This window comes from Mesorhizobium sp. B2-1-8, from assembly GCF_006442545.2.
In the GTDB taxonomy this organism is placed as follows: domain Bacteria; phylum Pseudomonadota; class Alphaproteobacteria; order Rhizobiales; family Rhizobiaceae; genus Mesorhizobium.
The window spans coordinates 399,115-416,818 of record NZ_CP083952.1 but is presented as its reverse complement, the minus strand read 5'-3'; the positions used below and the strand labels follow the sequence as shown (position 1 = coordinate 416,818).

Annotated in this window: 12 protein-coding genes; all 12 read right to left on the bottom strand. The window is 65.7% G+C overall.

Annotation, left to right across the window (positions count from 1 at the left end; translation table 11 throughout):
- Positions 1-79: 79 nt before the first annotated feature.
- A complete protein-coding gene (gene trxA / locus FJ970_RS01885; protein ID WP_015314366.1) occupies positions 80-403 on the bottom strand; it encodes a thioredoxin in 324 nt (107 codons plus the stop codon).
- A gap of 74 nt (positions 404-477) precedes the next feature.
- Complete coding sequence (gene addA / locus FJ970_RS01880; RefSeq protein WP_140757238.1) at positions 478-3,984, bottom strand: double-strand break repair helicase AddA; 3,507 nt, start codon at positions 3,982-3,984, stop codon at positions 478-480.
- Positions 3,981-7,115 carry a double-strand break repair protein AddB gene (gene addB / locus FJ970_RS01875; protein WP_140757235.1) on the bottom strand — a complete coding sequence of 1,045 codons (3,135 nt, stop codon included), beginning with the start codon at positions 7,113-7,115 and terminating at the stop codon, positions 3,981-3,983. Before addB ends, addA begins: the two co-directional genes overlap by 4 nt.
- Entirely contained in the window at positions 7,112-7,840 is a 729-nt protein-coding gene (locus tag FJ970_RS01870; protein WP_140757233.1) for a nucleotidyltransferase family protein, read from the bottom strand. The genes addB and FJ970_RS01870 overlap by 4 nt, the downstream gene beginning before the upstream one ends.
- The gene (tsaE, locus tag FJ970_RS01865) at positions 7,837-9,348 is read right to left on the bottom strand and encodes a tRNA (adenosine(37)-N6)-threonylcarbamoyltransferase complex ATPase subunit type 1 TsaE (RefSeq protein ID WP_140757231.1); all 1,512 of its coding nucleotides are present in this window, start codon (positions 9,346-9,348) and stop codon (positions 7,837-7,839) included. Before tsaE ends, FJ970_RS01870 begins: the two co-directional genes overlap by 4 nt.
- 8 nt (positions 9,349-9,356) lie before the next feature.
- Positions 9,357-11,912, bottom strand: a complete 2,556-nt coding sequence (locus FJ970_RS01860) for a sensor histidine kinase (RefSeq protein ID WP_140757229.1) — start codon at positions 11,910-11,912, stop codon at positions 9,357-9,359.
- Between the two features lie 188 nt (positions 11,913-12,100).
- The gene (gene ahcY, locus FJ970_RS01855; protein ID WP_140757227.1) at positions 12,101-13,501 is read right to left on the bottom strand and encodes an adenosylhomocysteinase; all 1,401 of its coding nucleotides are present in this window, start codon (positions 13,499-13,501) and stop codon (positions 12,101-12,103) included.
- Positions 13,502-13,669: 168 nt separating this feature from the next.
- Positions 13,670-13,966 carry an HPr family phosphocarrier protein gene (locus FJ970_RS01850; protein ID WP_140757225.1) on the bottom strand — a complete coding sequence of 99 codons (297 nt, stop codon included), beginning with the start codon at positions 13,964-13,966 and terminating at the stop codon, positions 13,670-13,672.
- Positions 13,963-14,364: a PTS sugar transporter subunit IIA gene (locus FJ970_RS01845; RefSeq protein WP_010912939.1), complete on the bottom strand. Its 402-nt coding sequence runs from the start codon at positions 14,362-14,364 to the stop codon at positions 13,963-13,965. The genes FJ970_RS01850 and FJ970_RS01845 overlap by 4 nt, the downstream gene beginning before the upstream one ends.
- 164 nt (positions 14,365-14,528) lie before the next feature.
- Positions 14,529-14,987: an HPr kinase/phosphorylase gene (locus FJ970_RS01840; RefSeq protein WP_140757221.1), complete on the bottom strand. Its 459-nt coding sequence runs from the start codon at positions 14,985-14,987 to the stop codon at positions 14,529-14,531.
- Positions 14,988-14,999: 12 nt separating this feature from the next.
- Positions 15,000-16,784 carry a stimulus-sensing domain-containing protein gene (locus FJ970_RS01835; RefSeq protein ID WP_140757219.1) on the bottom strand — a complete coding sequence of 595 codons (1,785 nt, stop codon included), beginning with the start codon at positions 16,782-16,784 and terminating at the stop codon, positions 15,000-15,002.
- Between the two features lie 83 nt (positions 16,785-16,867).
- Positions 16,868-17,569 carry a response regulator transcription factor gene (locus tag FJ970_RS01830; protein WP_010912942.1) on the bottom strand — a complete coding sequence of 234 codons (702 nt, stop codon included), beginning with the start codon at positions 17,567-17,569 and terminating at the stop codon, positions 16,868-16,870.
- Between the last annotated feature and the right edge of the window lie 135 nt (positions 17,570-17,704).

The window sequence follows — 17,704 nt, the reverse complement described above, 5'->3', positions numbered from 1 at the left end:
GGCCAGAGCGGCGCACCCGATGACGCCAACAAAAAGCCCGGCGCGATGGCCGGGCTCAATGCTTCGAATTCAGATGGGATCAGGCGAGATTGCCATTGACCCAGTGCGACAGCGCGGTCTTGGGCGCGGCGCCAACCTTGATGTCGGCCACTTCGCCGCCCTTGAAGATCATCAGCGTCGGGATCGAGCGCACGCCAAACTGGGCGGCAAGCTCGGGATTCTCGTCGATGTTCAGCTTGGCGATCTTGACCTTGGCGCCGAGTTCGGTGGCGATGTCCTCAAGCGCCGGTGCGATCATCTTGCAGGGGCCGCACCACTCCGCCCAGAAATCAACCACGACCGGTACCTGGGCGTTGAGCACATCGGCCTGGAAATTGTTCTTGTCGACCTTGACGGTGGTCATGCGGAAATCCTTTCGAGATTTTTCGTCGCACCAAATGTGGTGGTTGTCGCGCCCTTCTTCAAGCAGTTCTTGTGTCACGCTCCCGTGAGTCGGGCAAGGGCGTCGTCCATGGCCCGGGCCGGCAGATCGATCAGCCTTGGCGCTTCCGTAAACAGCAGGGCTGCCTTGACTTCCCGCCCGGGATAGAGCGGCTGCAGCAGGGCGCGATAGAGCGCGAGTTGGAGCAGGTAGGCCGGCGGGACTTCGGCCAGAGAGGCGGGAGCTGGCCGGTTGGTCTTGTAGTCGACGATCGAGACCGTATCCGCTGTCACCGCCAGCCGGTCGATCTTGCCGGAGATGGAACGGATTTTGCCCTTGACCTCGAGGCTGCCCATGATCGCGACTTCGGCACGTGACGATGGCCCGAACAGTTGACCGAGGCCGGGGTCGGCAAGGACGGCCATCACCGATGCCAGGGCCTTTTCACGCTCGGCTGGCGGCCACGCCGCACCCGTTCGCGAGAGGTAACGCCCTGCTGCACTTTGGCGGTCGCTGTCGGCAATGCTGGGCAACATCTGCAGCAGTTTGTGCAGGGCGAGCCCGCGCAGGACGGCAAAACCCGGCTCGGCATCGGCGTCCAGCACCGGCGACGCCTTGTCGACAACCGCTTCCTTGCCTTCCTCGATCAGCGCCGAAGCGCCCGACGGCGACAACGGACGCGGCAGGTCCTCGAAAGGCGGCAAGGGCCGGAACAGGGTCGCCGGCAACTGCCCGAACGCATCGGCCTGCCGCGCCTGCTCGCCCGGGCCAGGCGCAACCGGCGGCAGTTTGGTGACGTGGAAACGGTAGACAGGCTCGCCGCCGGCTGGATGCGGACGCTGTTCGCTTTCGGGCGCGCCGCTCAGCGCGCGGCTGACGATCGAATGCCAGGTGCCGGTGCTCGGCGCTCGCTTGCCATGATAGCCGCAGACGATCAGCCGGTCCTCGGCGCGCGTCATGCCGACATAGAGCAGCCGGCGGTATTCGTCGTCGGCGAGTTCGCGGGCGCGAGCGGCCGCCGTTTTCGAGAAGCCGTTGGCGACGTCGCTGGCCGAACGCCAGAGATAGCCCTTGCCGTCCCAATGCCGGCCCGAGCCGTCGAAAGGCATCAGGCGCGGCAAATGCTGGTCGCTGAACGGAGCGGAACCGCCGTCGACCAGGAACACCACCGGCGCCTCCAGGCCCTTGGCCGCGTGCACGGTCATGACCCGGACCTCGTCGCGGGTCTGGTCCATCTCGCGCTTGATCTCGGGACCGGCGTTTTCCAGCGTCGACAGGAAGGCTTCCAGCCCGGGCAGGCCGGTGCGCTCCTCGGCAAGGCAGAAGCTCAGGAACTCGTCGAGAATATCGCCGGCTTCCGGCCCGAGCCGCGCGATCATCTTGCGGCGCACGCCATCGCGCGCCAGCAGGGCGGCATAGAACTCGAACACCGGCTTGAAGGCGGCCTCGTCAGCCCAGGCGTCGAGTTGCGCGACGATCGCCGCAAGCGCTTCGCTTTCGCCGGCATGCTGGCGCAGCGACGCCCCCAGCGACACGCCTGGCGGCCTTTGCGCGGCAAGCGTGAACAGCCTCTCCTCCGGCAGGTCGAAGATCGGGCTGCGCAGCAGAGCGGCGAGCGACAAGTCGTCCTGCGGCTGGATCAGCAGATGGCCGAGCGCGATCAGGTCCTTGACCGCGATATGTCCCGGCAGGCTCAGCCGGTCGGCGCCGGCAACCGGAATGTCGCGGCGCTTGAGCGCGCGGGTCAACGCATGGACGAAGCTGTCGCGCTTGCGCACCAGCACCAGCACGTCTCCCGGCCGCAGCCGCTTGCCACGGCCCTCGATGATTTCGCCCTTGCCGATCCAGCCTGCAATGGTGGCCGCGGCATTCTCGGCGACGCGCACCGCCGGCGCATGGGCATGGTCGATGGCTTGCGCCCAGTCGTCGGGCTCGTCGACGGCCTCGGCGCCGATCGATGGCCAGACCTCGACATAGCCCGGCGCATCGCTGCGGATCGCCTTGTGGTTCAGCGGATCGGGGTCGTGGCTGATGCCGCGCCGCACGATGGGATCGGCGAAGACGCGATCGACGGCGGCCAGCACATCGTCCGTGGAGCGGAACGACCAGGTCAGCTTGAGGTCGGCGAAGGACGCCTCGGCGTCACGCACCCGCCCGGCGAACAGCAACCGGCTGTTGGCGAAGGAGTCGGGTGCCGCGCCCTGGAAGGAGTAGATCGACTGCTTCTCGTCGCCGACGGCAAAGATCGTGCGGTGGACCCGGTCGCGAGCGCCAAAGCCGGCAAAGAATTCTTCCGCCAGCCGCTTCACCACCTCCCATTGATCCGGGCTGGTGTCCTGCGCCTCGTCGAGCAGGATGTGGTCGATGCCCTGGTCGAGCTTGTACTGAACCCAAGGGCCAGCATCGGGCCGCGCCAAAAGGTTCACGGTGCGGGTGATCAGGTCGTTGAAGTCGAGAAAGCCGCGGCTGCGCTTCAGCACTTCGTAGCGGGCGATCAGCCAGTCGGCGATGGTCAGCGCCGCGCGTGTGCCTTCCAGCATCCGGAACAGCGCCAGCCGATCGACGGTCTCCATGATGGCGCTGGCCGCCGACAGATAGCGCTCAGCCAGGTCCGGCAGCCGGTCGGTCAGCGCCTTCTTGAAGGCCTTTGCCGAATCATAGGGATCGCCATCGGTCTTGAGGAAGGCTCTTGCCAGCAATTGAAGCCGTCGAACGGGATCGCCCTCGGCGAAAGCCTGGCGCGCATAGGGCAGGATGTTGTTCAACACCGATCTGGCGTCGGTGGCTTCGGCTGCCTGGGCAAAGCCGGCAAAGTAGTCCGGCAGGAAGCCGGGCAGCGGCCATACAGATGCCGCTATGTCTTCGGCGGTCTGGCCGGGGCGGAAATGGAATTCATCGAACAGGGGCTGGAAGCCGTCACGCCCGACGGCATCGAGGAAATGGCGCAACCCGTCGCGCTTGCGTACGATCTCGCCGAGCAGGGCGTCGAGCCCGGCCTCGCCGCCGCGTTCCAGTACAGTGGCGAAGGCCTCGGCCAAATTCCTGTCGCCGGCGGCAGAAATCATCTCGCGGCGCGCGGCGGCAAAAAGCGAGGCCTCCATCTGGCTGTCGAGCATTTCGAAATGGGCGGGGATGTTGGCTTCAAGCGGGAACTGGTGCAGCACGGATTCGCAGAAAGCGTGGATCGTCTGGATCTTCAGCCCGCCAGGCGTCTCCAGTGCCTCGGCGAACAGGCGGCGGGCTCTGCGCATGGTCTCGCGATCGGGCCGGCGCCCCTCCAACGCCTCGACTTTGGACGCCAGGTCGGCGTCGCTAAGCGTCGTCCATTCCGACAGCGTCGAAAAAACCCGGTTCGACATGTTGGCGGCCGCGGCGCGCGTATAGGTCAGGCACAGGATCTTCGATGGATCGGTGCCATTGAGCAGCAGCCGGATGACACGCTGGGCAAGAACATGGGTCTTGCCGGAGCCGGCGTTGGCCGACACCCAGGCGGAATTGCCGGGATCGGCGGCGCGGGCCTGGCTCGAAGCCGTATCGGTCGGGATCGGATAGGCTTTCTTCATGCCTCTCCGCCCTCATCCCCGGCGTCTCCGCCGGCGGACCATTCGAGCACGCGGGCGAGATGGTCGTAGTCGCCGTCGGTTTCGCCTTCGCGAAACGGCAGCGCGCGCGATAGATAGCCGGTCGCCGGGTCGGCATAGTGGATCAGCAGTTTTTCCAGCCGCGCCCAGGCCTCTTCGGCGAGATCGGCCGCGGTGCGTGGCTGGCGATTGTGTTCGAGTATGGACTCCTCGAACACCTCGCCATTCGGCTTCAGCCGCACGAATGCCAGTTGCGACGGCTCGCGCGCACCCAGATCCTTGAACGCGCCGCGCCTCAGTAGCGCGCCTTCCAGCGCCAGTTGCGGCGCCAGCAGCGTATGCGCCTGCGCCTTGGAAGGCGAGGAACCGGTCTTGTAGTCCAGAATGTCGGCCATGCCGCCGGCCAGCAGATCGACACGGTCGGCGTAGCCGGACAGCGTCACGCCGGACTGTCCGACCACGGTCTTGCCCGCCCGTTCCTCGGCGTGGCGCCGCATCACCGCGTCGGCGCGCGTGCGCTCCCATTCGATGATGTTGGCGGCGAGCTTTTCGAAACGTGGCCACCACACCGCCTCGACATCGGCCGGAAGCGCCGCCTCGGCAAAACAGGCGCGGCCGGCGGCGATGAGCCCGGCCAGCGCGTCCGGCGCGCGCGGGTCGGCCACCTCGGACGAGAAGAGATGCAGGATGGCGTGAAACAGCGTGCCGCGCTCGGCGGCACCGGGATCGCGGATGAGCGGATCGAGCGGCATCAGCCCGAGGACCCTTCGGGCATAGATGGCGTAGGGATCGCGGCGCAGCGTCTCGATCTCGGTGACCGAGAAATGGCCCGGGCGCACCGGCAATGGCGGCTTCGGCTGCGGCCGTGGCGCGAAATCCCGCTTCGGCCCGGTGTCGAGCGCCCGCGCCCAGGCAAGCAATTCATCGCCGCGCCGGCGCAGCGCTGCCGCATGGTCGTTGCCGATGAAGGTGAGCAGCCGCTGCAGCCATCGCGAAGGCACGGCGGGTGCGTCGCCGGCACGTGCCGAGCGCGCCAGCACCACGTGTCTCGCGCCTATGGCCATCTGGAAATCATGCGCGGCAAGACCGATGCGCCGCTCCGGCGGCTCGAGATCGATGCCGGTCTTCATCAGCCGTGACATGAAGCGGTCGCTCTCCGGCTTGCGCGGCCAGACGCCTTCGTTGAGCCCGCCGATGACCAGCGTGTCGACATGCTGCAGCCGGGCTTCCAGCGCGCCCCAGATGGCGATGTTCCTGTCGGTGCCTTGCGCCGGCTTGACGGTCTCGGGCGCGATCAGCGCCTCCATCACATCGGGCCATTCGATTGCCGCGAACGACAGCGGCGCCGAAGCCGCGACCAGCCCGCGCAGCAGTTCGGCGAGCTTTTCGCCGGCATCGCCGGCGTAGAGTTCGCCAAGACCGCCATCGACGGACCGGCCGAGATTCTCAAGGGCAACGACACTGGCTTCGACCAGCGCGGCAAGGCCGGCTTCCGCCTGGCCGCGAAAGGCCGAAAGCGGCGTTAGCGCTTCAGTCAGGCGTCCGAGAAGGGTCCGCGCGGCTTCGACGGAGCGCACGGTCAGCCGGGCAAGCCAGAAGGGCGGCCGGCTGTCATTGCCGAAGCCGGTGAGGCGAGCCTCGAAAAGATCCGGCAGCGAAGTGATGTCGGGGCGGCCGGTGCCGCCGCGCAGCGCCACCAGCTCGACCAGTTCCGCCGCGTGGCGCACATCGGCGCGTTCCAGGCCAAGGCCAAGCAGGGGATGCTTGAGCAGCGACAACAGGCCGACCGGATCGCCCGGCCGGAACACCGCTTCAAGCGCCAGCCTGAACAGGCTGGCGGCCGGGGTGTTGGAAAGCGGCGTGCCGCCGGAATCGTCGGCAACGACGCCGAAGCGCTTGAGTTCGACGCTGACGCGGCGTGCCAGCGCGCGGTCGCCGGTGACGAGAGCCGCTCTCTGGCCTGGTTCTTCCACTGCCTGCTTGAGCGCGACGGCGATCGCGACGGCCTCGTCGCGCTCGCTTGCCGCTTCGAGCAGCGTCACGTCGGCGAAGGCGCCGGCAATATGGGACGCCGAAAACCCGTTTCGCGTCTCGGCCCACAATTCGGTGGTCTCGGCCGGCCGCAGCGCCTCGCCGACAAGGGCGGCGCGGAGCGCAAGCTTCGGCTCGGCCGCGCCGATCTCCTCGACATCGCCGCGCAGCACGCCGATCTTGCCGATCAGCTTCGCCAGGCCGTATTGCGGATGGCCAAGCACGGCTGGACGCGCGCCGGGTGCGACGAGCGCCTGGAAGGAGGCTTCGTCCAGCATCTGGTCGAGCCCGGGCAGCACGATGGCGCCGCCGGAGAGGCCGGCAATGGTCGCAAGCAGCTCCGCCGTGGCGGGGATGGAGCCGGTGGACCCCGCCGCTATGACCGGCCCGGCAGGCGGATTGCGCCGCAGCCGCGCCGCTTCGGCACGGATCAGGGCGCTGCGATGCGCGGCCGGGTTGGAGCGGTCGCTCTCTTCTAGGAATTTCGGCCAGGCATCGGTGACGATGCCGAGGAATTCGAGCGTCACTTGCCACCATCCGGCAAGGTTCCCGCTCACCAGGCCGGCGAGTTTGGCCCAATCGGTGCCTTCCGTCTCGATCTCGTCCATCAGCCCGGCCAGATCGCGCGCCAGCCAGATCGCGTCGGCGGTGGAGGCCGGGACGACGATCTCCTCGGCGAAGAGGGCCGCGACATGGGCGGGCAACCGGCGTTTCCACGCTCGCACCAGCGGCGTCAGCAGCAACAGCCGTTCGGTGGCGGCGATCGGTGGCGCCAGATCGATTGCCGCGGTTGGCTCGGCATCGAATGCGGCCTCGTCCTCGTCGAATTCGCCGAGCGGGCGGATCACCGGCAGGATCGCCGAACCGCCGCCGCCACGCGCCTTCAGGCTGTCGACGAAGACGCCGCGCAAGGCCCGTGCGGCGCGGCGCGTCGGCACATAGATGGTGACATCGGCCAGCGCGAGCGGGTCGCCATCGAAACGAAACCCGGGGACAAGGCGGCCGTCAAGCAGCGCCTCGGCCAGCGTCGGCAGAAACGGCGCTCCGGAGGGGATGGAGAAAACGCGGCTCGAGCCGCTCATTGCAATCCGATGAGTGCGCCGGCCACCGCGTCTTCGGCGAGCGGAATGGCCTCGGGCGTGCCGACGGTGATCCAGTGGCCATGCATCTGCATGCCGAACAGGCGGCCGGCGGCAATCGCCTTGTCGAAATAGGCGTTGAGCGAATGCGGTTCGGCGGATGCATCCTTGAACAGGCGCGGATGGATGATCGCGGCGCCGGCATAGATCAGGCCCGCGGGATCACCCTTCGAACGCCGCAGGGCGCCATCCGGCGCCACCAGGAAATCGGTGCTGCCACAGTGTCCTGTCGCCTGATGGAGATCCGCCAGCATCAGCAGAATATCCATTTTCGCGGCGTCCCATGCAAGGGCGAGCCGCCCGAGATTGAGCGGGCCGTGGTCGATCCAGAATGTATCGGCGTTGAGGACGTAGAACGGCTCCGGGCCGAGCTCCGGCAGCGCCTTGACGATGCCGCCGGCCGAATCGAGCAGCCGTTCGCTCTCATCGGAAATGACGATGCGCGGCGCGCGGCGCGCGGCGACATGGGCGACGATCTGTTCGGGAAGGTAATGGACATTGACCACCGCCTTGCCGACGCCGGCCGCGGCCAGGCTGTCGAGGCCCCAGTCGAGCAGCGTCTTGCCGGCGATGCGGACCAGCGGCTTGGGGATGGTGTCGGTGATCGGCCGCATGCGCTTGCCGAGGCCGGCGGCAAGAACGATGGCGGTGTCCGGTCTCGTCGTCACAGCGCTCGTTCCTCCAGCAGCCCGTGCGCGCTGTAGAAGTCCCGCAGGTCGGCGAGCGCGGGGTGCGACAGCGCCCGCCTGAGATAGTCGCGGATGCGCGGCAGGTGCCTGAGATAATAGGGCTTGCCGTCACGTTTTTCGAGGCGCACGAAAATGCCCAGAATCTTGGAATTGCGTTGTGCGGCCATGATTGCATAGGCTTCGAGGAAGCCTGCTTCATCGAAGTCGCCCGCTGCATGACGCGCGGCGACATAGGCATCGAGCGTCCGCTTCTCGATCTCGGGTGCCATGGTGACGCGCGCGTCCATGGCAAGCGAGGCGACGTCATAGGCGGCGGGCCCGATCAGCGCGTCCTGGACGTCGACGATGCCGAGCCGGTCGAGGCCGGACCGCTCGCCGCGCCAGATGATGTTGGGCGAGTGGAAGTCGCGCAGCATCAGCGTGTATTCGCTGCCCTTGAGCCGCTCGAGAAGCGCGTTCCATGTCCTGTGGTAGCCGGACCGCAGTTCGTCGCTCGCCGGCTCGCCCGATATCGCCGGCACGTACCAGTCGATCAGTAGGTCCGCCTCGATCAGCATGGCGTCACGATCGAAGGGCGGCACGTCATGGACGACGCCTGGAGCCGCTTCCATCCGGTGCGGCCAGGTCTTGCCGTGCATCATGGCAAGCAGTTCGGCTGCCGCCTCGTAACGTTCGGCAACCGGCTCACCATTGCCGTCGAGGAAGCTTTCCGAGCCCAGGTGCTCGAGCAGCAGGAAACCCTGGTCGAGATCCTGTGCGTCGATCCTGGGCACCGCGACCCCGGCGGCCAGCAGCGCACGGTCGATGGCGACGAAGGCGGACACCGACTGCGCGGTGTGGGCGATCACGGCATAGGGCTTGCCGTCGCGCACGGGAGGGCCGAGCACCAGCCGCGGCGAGTTCATCAGCACGCGCGGCGCCTCGCCGGCAAGCGAGACGATCTCGTACGAACGGGCCGAGGCGTCGCCGATGAAATGCCGGCGCTGCGCTTGCCCCCATCCGGCACTCTCGAGGAAGTCGCGCATGGCCAGCGAGCGCGCGACACGGTCGAAGGTCGCGCCATGCCCCGACAGTCGGGCCAGCCGGCCCTCGCCATCCTGGACGAGTTCGATCAGCACCGTCGTCTTGGGCAGATAGCCGTCAGCCCGTTCCGGCCATTCGACCAGGGCGGCACCTTGCACCAGCGCCTCCTCGAAGCCGAGTTCGTCCAGTTCGGACGCCGAGGACAGGCGGTAGAGATCGAAATGATGGACCGGGATGCGTGTGTCGTAGCTCTGCACCAGCGTGAAGGTCGGGCTCGGCACTTCGAGACCGGCATCGTCGGCCAGCGTCCGGATGAGTGCTCTTGCCAGCGTCGACTTGCCTGCGCCGAGATCGCCCTCGAGCGCCAGCACGTCGCCCACGCGCAGCGCCAGCGCCAGATCCTCGCCCAGCCGCGCTGTCAGGGTCTCGTCGGCGAGCAAACGCTCCAGCACCGGTTCCGTCATCGAACGCGCTACTCGGCCGCTGCGCGGATACCCGGCATGTCGGGAAAGGTGCAGATGACGGTCGTGCCCTTGTCCCTGCCGGTTTCGATGCGAACGGCGCCGCCATGCAGTTCGACAAAGCTCTTGACGATCGACAGGCCGAGGCCAGCGCCGCGCCGGCGGCCGCCATTGGCGCGCGGCTCGAAGCGGCGGAACACCGAATCGAGCACGTCGGGCGGCATGCCAGGGCCATCGTCATGAACCGAGAACTCGACCCCGTCCGCCAGCTGGCGGCAGGCCAGCCGGATGGTGCTGGCCTCCGGCGCGTAATTGGCGGCGTTGCTCAGCAGATTGTAGAGGATCTGGCGGATGCGGGTTTCATCGCCATGAAACGTCTTCGGCGCTGCGGCGGCGTCGACCGCAAGCCGGATCGAATGCTCCTCCAGCCGGTCGGCGACAAGCTCGGCGGCGGCCGCGATGGTGCGATCGACATGCACTTCGGAAATGTCGAGCTGCATGATGCCGGCATCGACCGTCGCCAGGTCGAGTATGTCGTTGACGATGGTCAGCAGCACCGATGAGGACGAGCCGACATGCTCGACATATTCGCGCTGCTTCTGCGTCAACGGTCCGGTCGCCGGCAGCGACAGCAGCTCTGTGAAGCCGATGATGTTGGTCAGCGGCGAACGCAGTTCGTAGGACACATGCTGGACGAATTCGTTCTTGAGCTGATCTGATTTTTCGAGCGCCTCGTTCCTGTCCTTGAGCGCGCGTTCGACGTGGACGCTGTCGGTGACATCGACGAAGGTCATCATCACTTGCCCGTTGGGCAGCGGGATCACGGCGTATCGTAGTACGGTGCCGTTGTTGAGCTCGGTCTGGCCGTGGCGGTCGCGGCGCTCGTCGTCGAAGCCGGTGATGGCGGCGACGAAGCCGGGCCAGGGGCTCTCGACCGCTTGCCGTTCGGAGAGCTCGCGTATGGCCGATACGTGCACGTTGGGCTTGGCGGCTTCCTTGTCCAGTCCCCACAGCGTGGCAAAGGCCGGGTTCGACAGCCGCAGCCGGCCATCGGGGCCGAACACCGCGACGCCTTCGGCGAGATTGTCGAGCGTTTCGCCCTGGACCCGGACCGCGGTGCGGTAGCGGCTTTCGAGATCCATCTTCTCGGTCAGGTTCTCGAACACCCAGGTGACGCCGCCCTTGGGTTGCGGATTGGCGACGACACGGATCGTCTTGCCGTCGGGCAGGTGCCACCAGTGTTCCTGAGATTCGACCGCACGGTAGGCGCCGAGCAGGCCTTCCTTCCAGCGGCGCCATTCCGGCTGTTCGGCGATCTTGCCCTCGCTGCGCAGCCGGTCGAGCAAAAGAGCATTGTCGGGCGCGCTGTGCAGGAAGCCCGGGTCGAGGCCCCAGAGTTTCTGGAAGGCCTGGTTGAAGAAGCGCAGTTTCTCGTCGGTGTCGAAGATGGCGACCGCGGTGTTGAGCTGGTCGAGCGTATCGGCGTGGCTGCGCACGGTCCGCTCATATTCGCCACGGATGGCCTCGATGGCGCTGGTGTCGCAGGCAAGGCCGGCCGAACCGTCGGCGCCGGCAAAGTCGGTCACCGCGAACACGCGGCGGTCGCCTTCGATTACCGTCGAAAGCGATTGCTCGAACACCGGATGCGTTTTGTGTTGCGTGGCGATGGCGTCGCGCGCCTGGCCGCCGAGGAACTCCTTGGCGTCCCGCACGGCAGCTTCCGCGCTCTCGGCTTCGACCGCATCGGCATAGGCCCGGTTGACCCATTTGAGGCGGCCATGCTCGTCACGCAGCCACGCCGGCATCTTCAGCGCCTCGATCAGGCCGATCATCGTCTCATGGTCGGCGGCCAGCCGCTGGTTGTCGATTTTCAGTCGCGCCTGGCTGCGCTGCGTTTCGGAAAGCGAAACAAACCGCACCAGGATATGCGCGGCACTCTTGCGGCCATGCACTTCGAGCGGGGCACCAGCCTGGGATTCGATGACGAGGTCGAAGGGCTTGGCCTTTTCGCGCAACCCGGCGACGGCATGTTCGAGTGCTGCCGCCGAACGCGGCATCAGCCAGCGGCCGAAGGCCAGGAATGCCGCCCGCTCCTCGGGTGCGCCGCTTTCGACCGGCAATGTGCCGATCAGTTCGGGCTTCTTGTTTTCCGAGGCCCAGATGACCACACGCTGGTCGCGCAGATTGAGCAGCGCCTCCGAGCGGCGCAGCGCCGCGTTGACGTCGGCAATACGGCTTCTCAGGTCGACATTCTCCGCCGACGTGCGTGCCCGTTCGCGAATGAGAAAGATGGCCGACAGGAATGCCGCTCCCATCACCCCGGCAAAGACGGCAAGCTGCATGACCTCGATCGTGCTGACCGAAAGGCTGGCTGCGGCCGCATCGGCGCCTTGGGCGCGTGCGGCGCCGCCAAGCAACGGACCGGCAAGCGTGGAGCCGGCAAGCAGCAGCCCCGCGCGGCCACGCCACGAACGGCGCCCGCGCCATGCCGCGGAGCCTCTGGTCACCGAATCGTCGTGGCCGCCGGAAACGGCCTGTCCCGCGTGAAGCGGGTTTTCCCCCGGCATGTCTTGGTCCTCTTCGCCGCCTGAATGCAAGACCGCCCTGACGCGTGCGCCGGTCCTCGCCCCTGGACCCGCGAATCACAACAATAGCGCCTGCTGGAATCGGCGTGAAGAATCATTCGACGCAAAAATAATGCCGGGCGAAAAGTCAATCGCCCGGCATCAATATCTTGTAGTAATTTCGGCTTTGGTTAATAGCGGTAGTGTTCCGGCTTGAACGGGCCCTGCGGCGTGACGCCGATATAGGCGGCCTGCTCGCCCGATAGCTCGGTCAGGCGGGCGCCGAGCTTGTCGAGATGCAGGCGCGCCACCTTCTCGTCGAGATGCTTGGGCAGCACATAGACCTGGTTCTGGTACTGCTCACCCTTGGTGAACAGCTCGATCTGCGCCAGCACCTGGTTGGTGAAGGACGCCGACATGACGAAGCTCGGATGGCCGGTGGCGTTGCCGAGATTGAGCAGGCGGCCCTCCGACAGGAGGATCATCCGCTTGCCGTCGGGGAAGGTGATCATGTCAACCTGCGGCTTAACATTGGTCCACTTCAGATTGCGCAGCGATGCGACCTGGATCTCGTTGTCGAAATGGCCGATGTTGCCGACGATCACCATGTCCTTCATCGAGCGCATATGGTCGAGGGTGACGACATCCTTGTTGCCGGTGGTGGTGATGACGATGTCGGCGGTCGGTGCCGCATCTTCCAGCGTGACCACTTCAAAGCCGTCCATCGCCGCCTGCAGCGCGCAGATCGGATCGACCTCGGTGACCTTGACGCGGGCGCCCGCGCCCTTGAGCGAGGCCGACGAGCCCTTGCCGACGTCGCCATAGCCGCAGACGACCGCGACCTTGCCGGCCATCATCGTGTCGGTGCCGCGGCGGATGCCGTCGACCAGCGATTCCTTGCAGCCATATTTGTTGTCGAACTTCGACTTGGTGACCGAGTCGTTGACGTTGATGGCCGGGAAGGGCAGCAGGCCCTTCTTCTGCAACTGGTAGAGCCGGTTGACGCCGGTCGTCGTCTCTTCGGTGACGCCGCGGATCGCCGCCTTCTGCTTGGTGAAGAAGCCCGGCGAAGCCTTCAGGCGCTTTTTCACCTGGGCATAGAAGTATTCCTCTTCCTCGCTCTGCGGATTGGACAGCACGTCCTCGCCGGCCTCGGCACGGGCGCCGATCAGGATGTACATGGTGGCGTCGCCGCCATCATCGAGGATCATGTTGGAGAGGCCGCCGTCGGCCCACTGGAAGATCCTGTCGGTGTAGTCCCAGTACTGCTCGAGGCTCTCGCCCTTGACGGCGAAGACCGGAATGCCGGCCTCGGCGATGGCCGCGGCGGCGTGGTCCTGGGTCGAGAAGATGTTGCAGGACGCCCAGCGGATGTCGGCGCCGAGCACCTTCAGCGTCTCGATCAGCACCGCTGTCTGGATGGTCATGTGCAGTGAACCGGTGATGCGCGCGCCCTTGAGCGGCTGCTTGGCGCCGAATTCCTCGCGGCAGGCCATCAGGCCCGGCATTTCGGTTTCGGCGATATCGAGTTCCTTGCGGCCCCAGCCGGCAAGCGAGATGTCGGCGACCACATAGTCCTTGCTACCCGTCATGGCAGTGCTCCGATGCGAATTGTTATGCGAATTTTTAGCGGATGCGCCCGTGCCGGAAGACATTTCCAAGGGCGCGAATTGCCGGCCTGACTAGCAGATCAGGCTTCACACGACAATGGGATATAAAGAAATCTTTATTCGTGCATGTCTCGGAGAGCTGACTCGGGGTCAGCACTCTTCGCCGAAACGGGAGGCGACAAGCTGCTCCAGCGCATCCATGACCTCGAGCGCCTCCGGGCCGCTGGCGGTGACGCGGATCGAGTATCCCGGGCTGGCGGCCAGCATCATCAGGCCCATGATCGAGGTGCCGCCGACCCTGACGCCGTCCTTCTCGACATGGACTGAAGCGTTGAAGCCGCTGGCAAGCTGGACGAACTTCGCCGAAGCGCGCGCATGCAGCCCGCGCTGGTTGACGATCGGAAACTCCCGGACGATCTGGTCTTTTTCCGGGGATATCGCGTTCATTTACTGCTCAAAAGCTGGCTGGCGACGTTGATGTATTTGCGGCCCGCGGCCTGCGCTTCATCGAGCGCCGCCGCCATGTTGTCGCCCTTGCGGATCGACGACAGCTTGATCAGCATCGGCAGGTTCATGCCGGCGATCACTTCGGTTCGGCCGGACTCCATCACCGAGATTGCAAGGTTGGATGGCGTGCCGCCGAACATGTCGGTCAACACGATCACACCTGCTCCCGTATCGACACGGGCGACCGCGTCGACGATGTCGCGGCGACGCTGCTCCATATCGTCGTCGGCACCGATCGCCACGGTTTCGAAATTGTCTTGTGGCCCGACGACATGTTCGACGGCATGTCTGAACTCGGTGGCCAGTTGACCGTGCGTTACAAGCACGAGTCCGATCATTCTTTGGTGGCTCCCGTCATCGCCGCTTCACAGGCGCATTTTATGTTCGCCAGCCATTCCAGGCGGCGGGAGCGCTATCTTGTCGACGCGCGGCCCGTTGACAAGCCCAAAATTGCGCCGGCCCATGCCATTTTGACGCATTGCAGCAAAAAACCCAGGGCGGATCATAGAAAAGGCGCGATCGATAGCCGCGCCATCACGGCGGGCAAGGCAACCGCGACATTGCGCTCGCCCAGATCGATGCACGCCACCGTGCAGCCGGCGAGGTCGTCGCGGACGTCCTCCTGGAAGCGTGCGATTTCGGCGGCCGGCAACAGCCGCACATGCAGGTCGACGACGCAGGCCGGCTCGAACGGCAGAGGCCGTGGCCCAAGTCCCGGTACTTCGGCCAGGCCCTCGATGGTGGCGGGCGCACGGCACACCAGCCGCCCCGCATGGGCTTCGACGAAGAGCTGATCGTCGCCGACGAGCCGCGAGAACAATCCGCGCCGCATGCAATGGCCGATCAGCGTCAGCGCCAGCGTCGTCTTGCCCGACCCGGACGACCCGGTGATGAAGATGCCGCGCTCGCCGATCAGCAGTGCCGTGGCGTGAACGTTCTCAGGCCGCACGTCGCAATCCATAACGATCGGCGATCATCCCTCGGCCGGCAGCGTCACGACGAAGCGCGCACCCTTGATCTCGCCGGGCTTGGTGCCGGGGATGTTTTCGGCGGTCAGCGTGCCGCCATGGGCCTCGACGATCTGCCTGGAGATCGACAGGCCAAGCCCCGAATTCTGGCCGAACGCCTCGCCGGCGGGCCGATCGGTATAGAAGCGTTCGAAGATGCGGTCGATGTTGTCGGCGCGGATGCCGGGGCCATTGTCGTCGATGGTCAGGATGTTGAACTTGCCGGCGCGCCCCAGCGACAGGCTGATGTGGCCATGGTCCTCGGGCACGAACGAGCGGGCGTTCTCGATCAGGTTGGTGATGACCTGGCCGATGCGCAGATCATGGCCGACGACGACATAGCCCTTGGCGCCCTGCGGCAGCTTGGCAATCTTGAGCTCGATCTCGACCGCCTTCTTGTTGCGCGTCGTTTCACGCGAAACAGCGACGAGGTCGGTGACGAATTTCTTCAGGTCGACGGTGCCGGCATCTTCGCGCGCCAGTTCCGCGTCGAGGCGGGAGGCGTCGGAAATGTCGGTGATGAGACGGTCCAGCCGTTTGACGTCATGCTGGATGATCTCCATCAGACGTGCGCGTGAGGTGTCGTTCTTCGCGAGCGGCAATGTTTCGACGGCACTGCGCAGCGACGTCAGCGGGTTCTTCAGCTCATGCGACACATCGGCGGCGAAACTCTCGATCGCCTCGATGCGCGCATAGAGCGCGTTGGTCATGTCGCGCACGGCGACCGACAGATTGCCGATCTCGTCCTGGCGGTCGGAAAAGTCGGGGATTTCCTCGCGGCTCTTGACGCCGCGCCTGACCCGTACGGCAGCGGCGGACAGCCGGCGCAGCGGGTTGGCGATGGTGGAGGCCAGGAGCATGGACAGGATGGCGGTGACGAGCGCCGCGATGCCGAAGACGCGCAGGATCGCCTTGCGTTCGGCGGCGACGATCTTGTCGATGTCGCCGCCTTCGGTCGACAGCATCAGCACACCGAGAACGGCGCGAAAACGCTGGATCGGCACCGCCACTGAGACGATCTGCTCGCCCTGCTCGGAGACGCGCACGATGGTCGACGGGCTGCCGGTAAGCGCCTTGACCACTTCGGGGAAGGCGGCGCCGTTGCCGCCAGGCTGCTCATGATAGACCGGCAGGTCAGTGTTGCGGAAGAAGTCGAAGATGAACTTCTGGATGCGCTCGACGAGGTCGGGCTCTTCCTCTTCCACCGGCGGCAGGTCGTAGCGCAGGATCTGACCGCGCGAATAGAGATGGCGCGAATCCAATAGCAGGTTGGCATCGCGGTCGTAGATGCGGGCACGGGTGCGGGTCGGTGAGATCAGCCGCCGCAACACCGGCGCCACGCGCTCTGGGTTGATCGGAAAATCCAGATTGTCGAGCTGGTCAGAGCCAGGTCCCAGGCTTTCGCCGGCCTGCAGCTCGAGCAGCTTTTCCGGGTCGATGCTGATCGAATCCGTCTCGACCGTCGCCGACGCCGCGATGGCGCCGGCGATGATCTCGCCTTGCGTCATCAGACTTTCCACGCGCGCGTCGATCAGCCCGTCGCGGAAGGTGTTGAGGTAGAGGATGCCGGTGACCAGGACAGCCAGGCCGGCAAGGTTGAGGAAGAGGATACGCCGCGTCAGGCTGGAAAAGATGTGGTGGCCGAGGAACCGGCGCATCGGCACCGTGATTTTCGACACGAAGGAAGGCATGATGCGCGACGGCCGCCTGGCGGCGCCCGTCGACCTGCTTCGCTGTGCTTCCACTGCCATCGAATAGCAGCTCCCGCTAGTCCTTGGTTTGATACATGTCGCAGTCCCGAGCCCGGGACCGCTTTTGGTCGACATGCATCAAATTATGCTTCGCGGAACCGGTATCCGACTCCGTAAAGGGTTTCGATCATCTCGAAGTCGTCGTCGACGGCCTTGAACTTCTTGCGCAGCCGCTTGATGTGGCTGTCGATCGTGCGGTCATCGACATAGACCTGCTCATCATAAGCCGAATCCATCAGCGCATCACGGCTTTTTACCACACCGGGGCGTTGCGCCAGCGAATGCAGGATCAGGAACTCGGTGACGGTGAGCGTCACCGGCTCGCCTTTCCAAGTGCAGGTATGGCGTTCCTGGTCCATCACGAGTTGGCCGCGCTCGAGCGAGCGGGCCTGCTGGCTGGGCGCTTTTGCCGCGGCCTCGCGGGCGCTGGCCCGGCGCAAAACCGCGCGCACCCGCTCGACCAGCAGGCGCTGCGAGAACGGTTTGCGGATGAAGTCGTCGGCGCCCATCTTGAGGCCGAACAATTCATCGATCTCGTCGTCCTTGGAGGTCAGGAAGATCACCGGCAGGTCGGATTTCTGGCGCATCCGGCGCAGAAGTTCCATGCCGTCCATGCGCGGCATCTTGATGTCGAGGATGGCGAGGTTCGGCGGCCGGGCCGCCAGGCCTTCCAGCGCGGACGCACCATCCGTATAGGTCTCGACACGATACCCCTCGGATTCGAGGGCGATCGACACCGATGTCAGAATGTTGCGGTCGTCATCGACAAGCGCGATTGTTGCCATTTCAAGCGGCTCCCTCATGAGCTGTCCCTTCTGTCGTAAGAGAAGGGGCTTTTGCAGGACAAATTAGGTACAAAATGTGGCATAGGCCTTTTCCGCTGTCACGAGCGGCGTGCCGGCGGCCACAATCCTACCTCG

Bases quoted from the DNA above. Each gene is read 5' to 3' on its own strand.
- trxA (WP_015314366.1), bottom strand. From the start codon at position 403: ATGACCACCGTCAAGGTCGACAAGAACAATTTCCAGGCCGATGTGCTC.
- addA (WP_140757238.1), bottom strand. From the start codon at position 3,984: ATGAAGAAAGCCTATCCGATCCCGACCGATACGGCTTCGAGCCAGGCC.
- addB (WP_140757235.1), bottom strand. From the start codon at position 7,115: ATGAGCGGCTCGAGCCGCGTTTTCTCCATCCCCTCCGGAGCGCCGTTT.
- tsaE (WP_140757231.1), bottom strand. From the start codon at position 9,348: ATGACGGAACCGGTGCTGGAGCGTTTGCTCGCCGACGAGACCCTGACA.
- FJ970_RS01860 (WP_140757229.1), bottom strand. From the start codon at position 11,912: ATGCCGGGGGAAAACCCGCTTCACGCGGGACAGGCCGTTTCCGGCGGC.
- ahcY (WP_140757227.1), bottom strand. From the start codon at position 13,501: ATGACGGGTAGCAAGGACTATGTGGTCGCCGACATCTCGCTTGCCGGC.
- FJ970_RS01850 (WP_140757225.1), bottom strand. From the start codon at position 13,966: ATGAACGCGATATCCCCGGAAAAAGACCAGATCGTCCGGGAGTTTCCG.
- FJ970_RS01845 (WP_010912939.1), bottom strand. From the start codon at position 14,364: ATGATCGGACTCGTGCTTGTAACGCACGGTCAACTGGCCACCGAGTTC.
- FJ970_RS01840 (WP_140757221.1), bottom strand. From the start codon at position 14,987: ATGGATTGCGACGTGCGGCCTGAGAACGTTCACGCCACGGCACTGCTG.
- FJ970_RS01835 (WP_140757219.1), bottom strand. From the start codon at position 16,784: ATGGCAGTGGAAGCACAGCGAAGCAGGTCGACGGGCGCCGCCAGGCGG.
- FJ970_RS01830 (WP_010912942.1), bottom strand. From the start codon at position 17,569: ATGGCAACAATCGCGCTTGTCGATGACGACCGCAACATTCTGACATCG.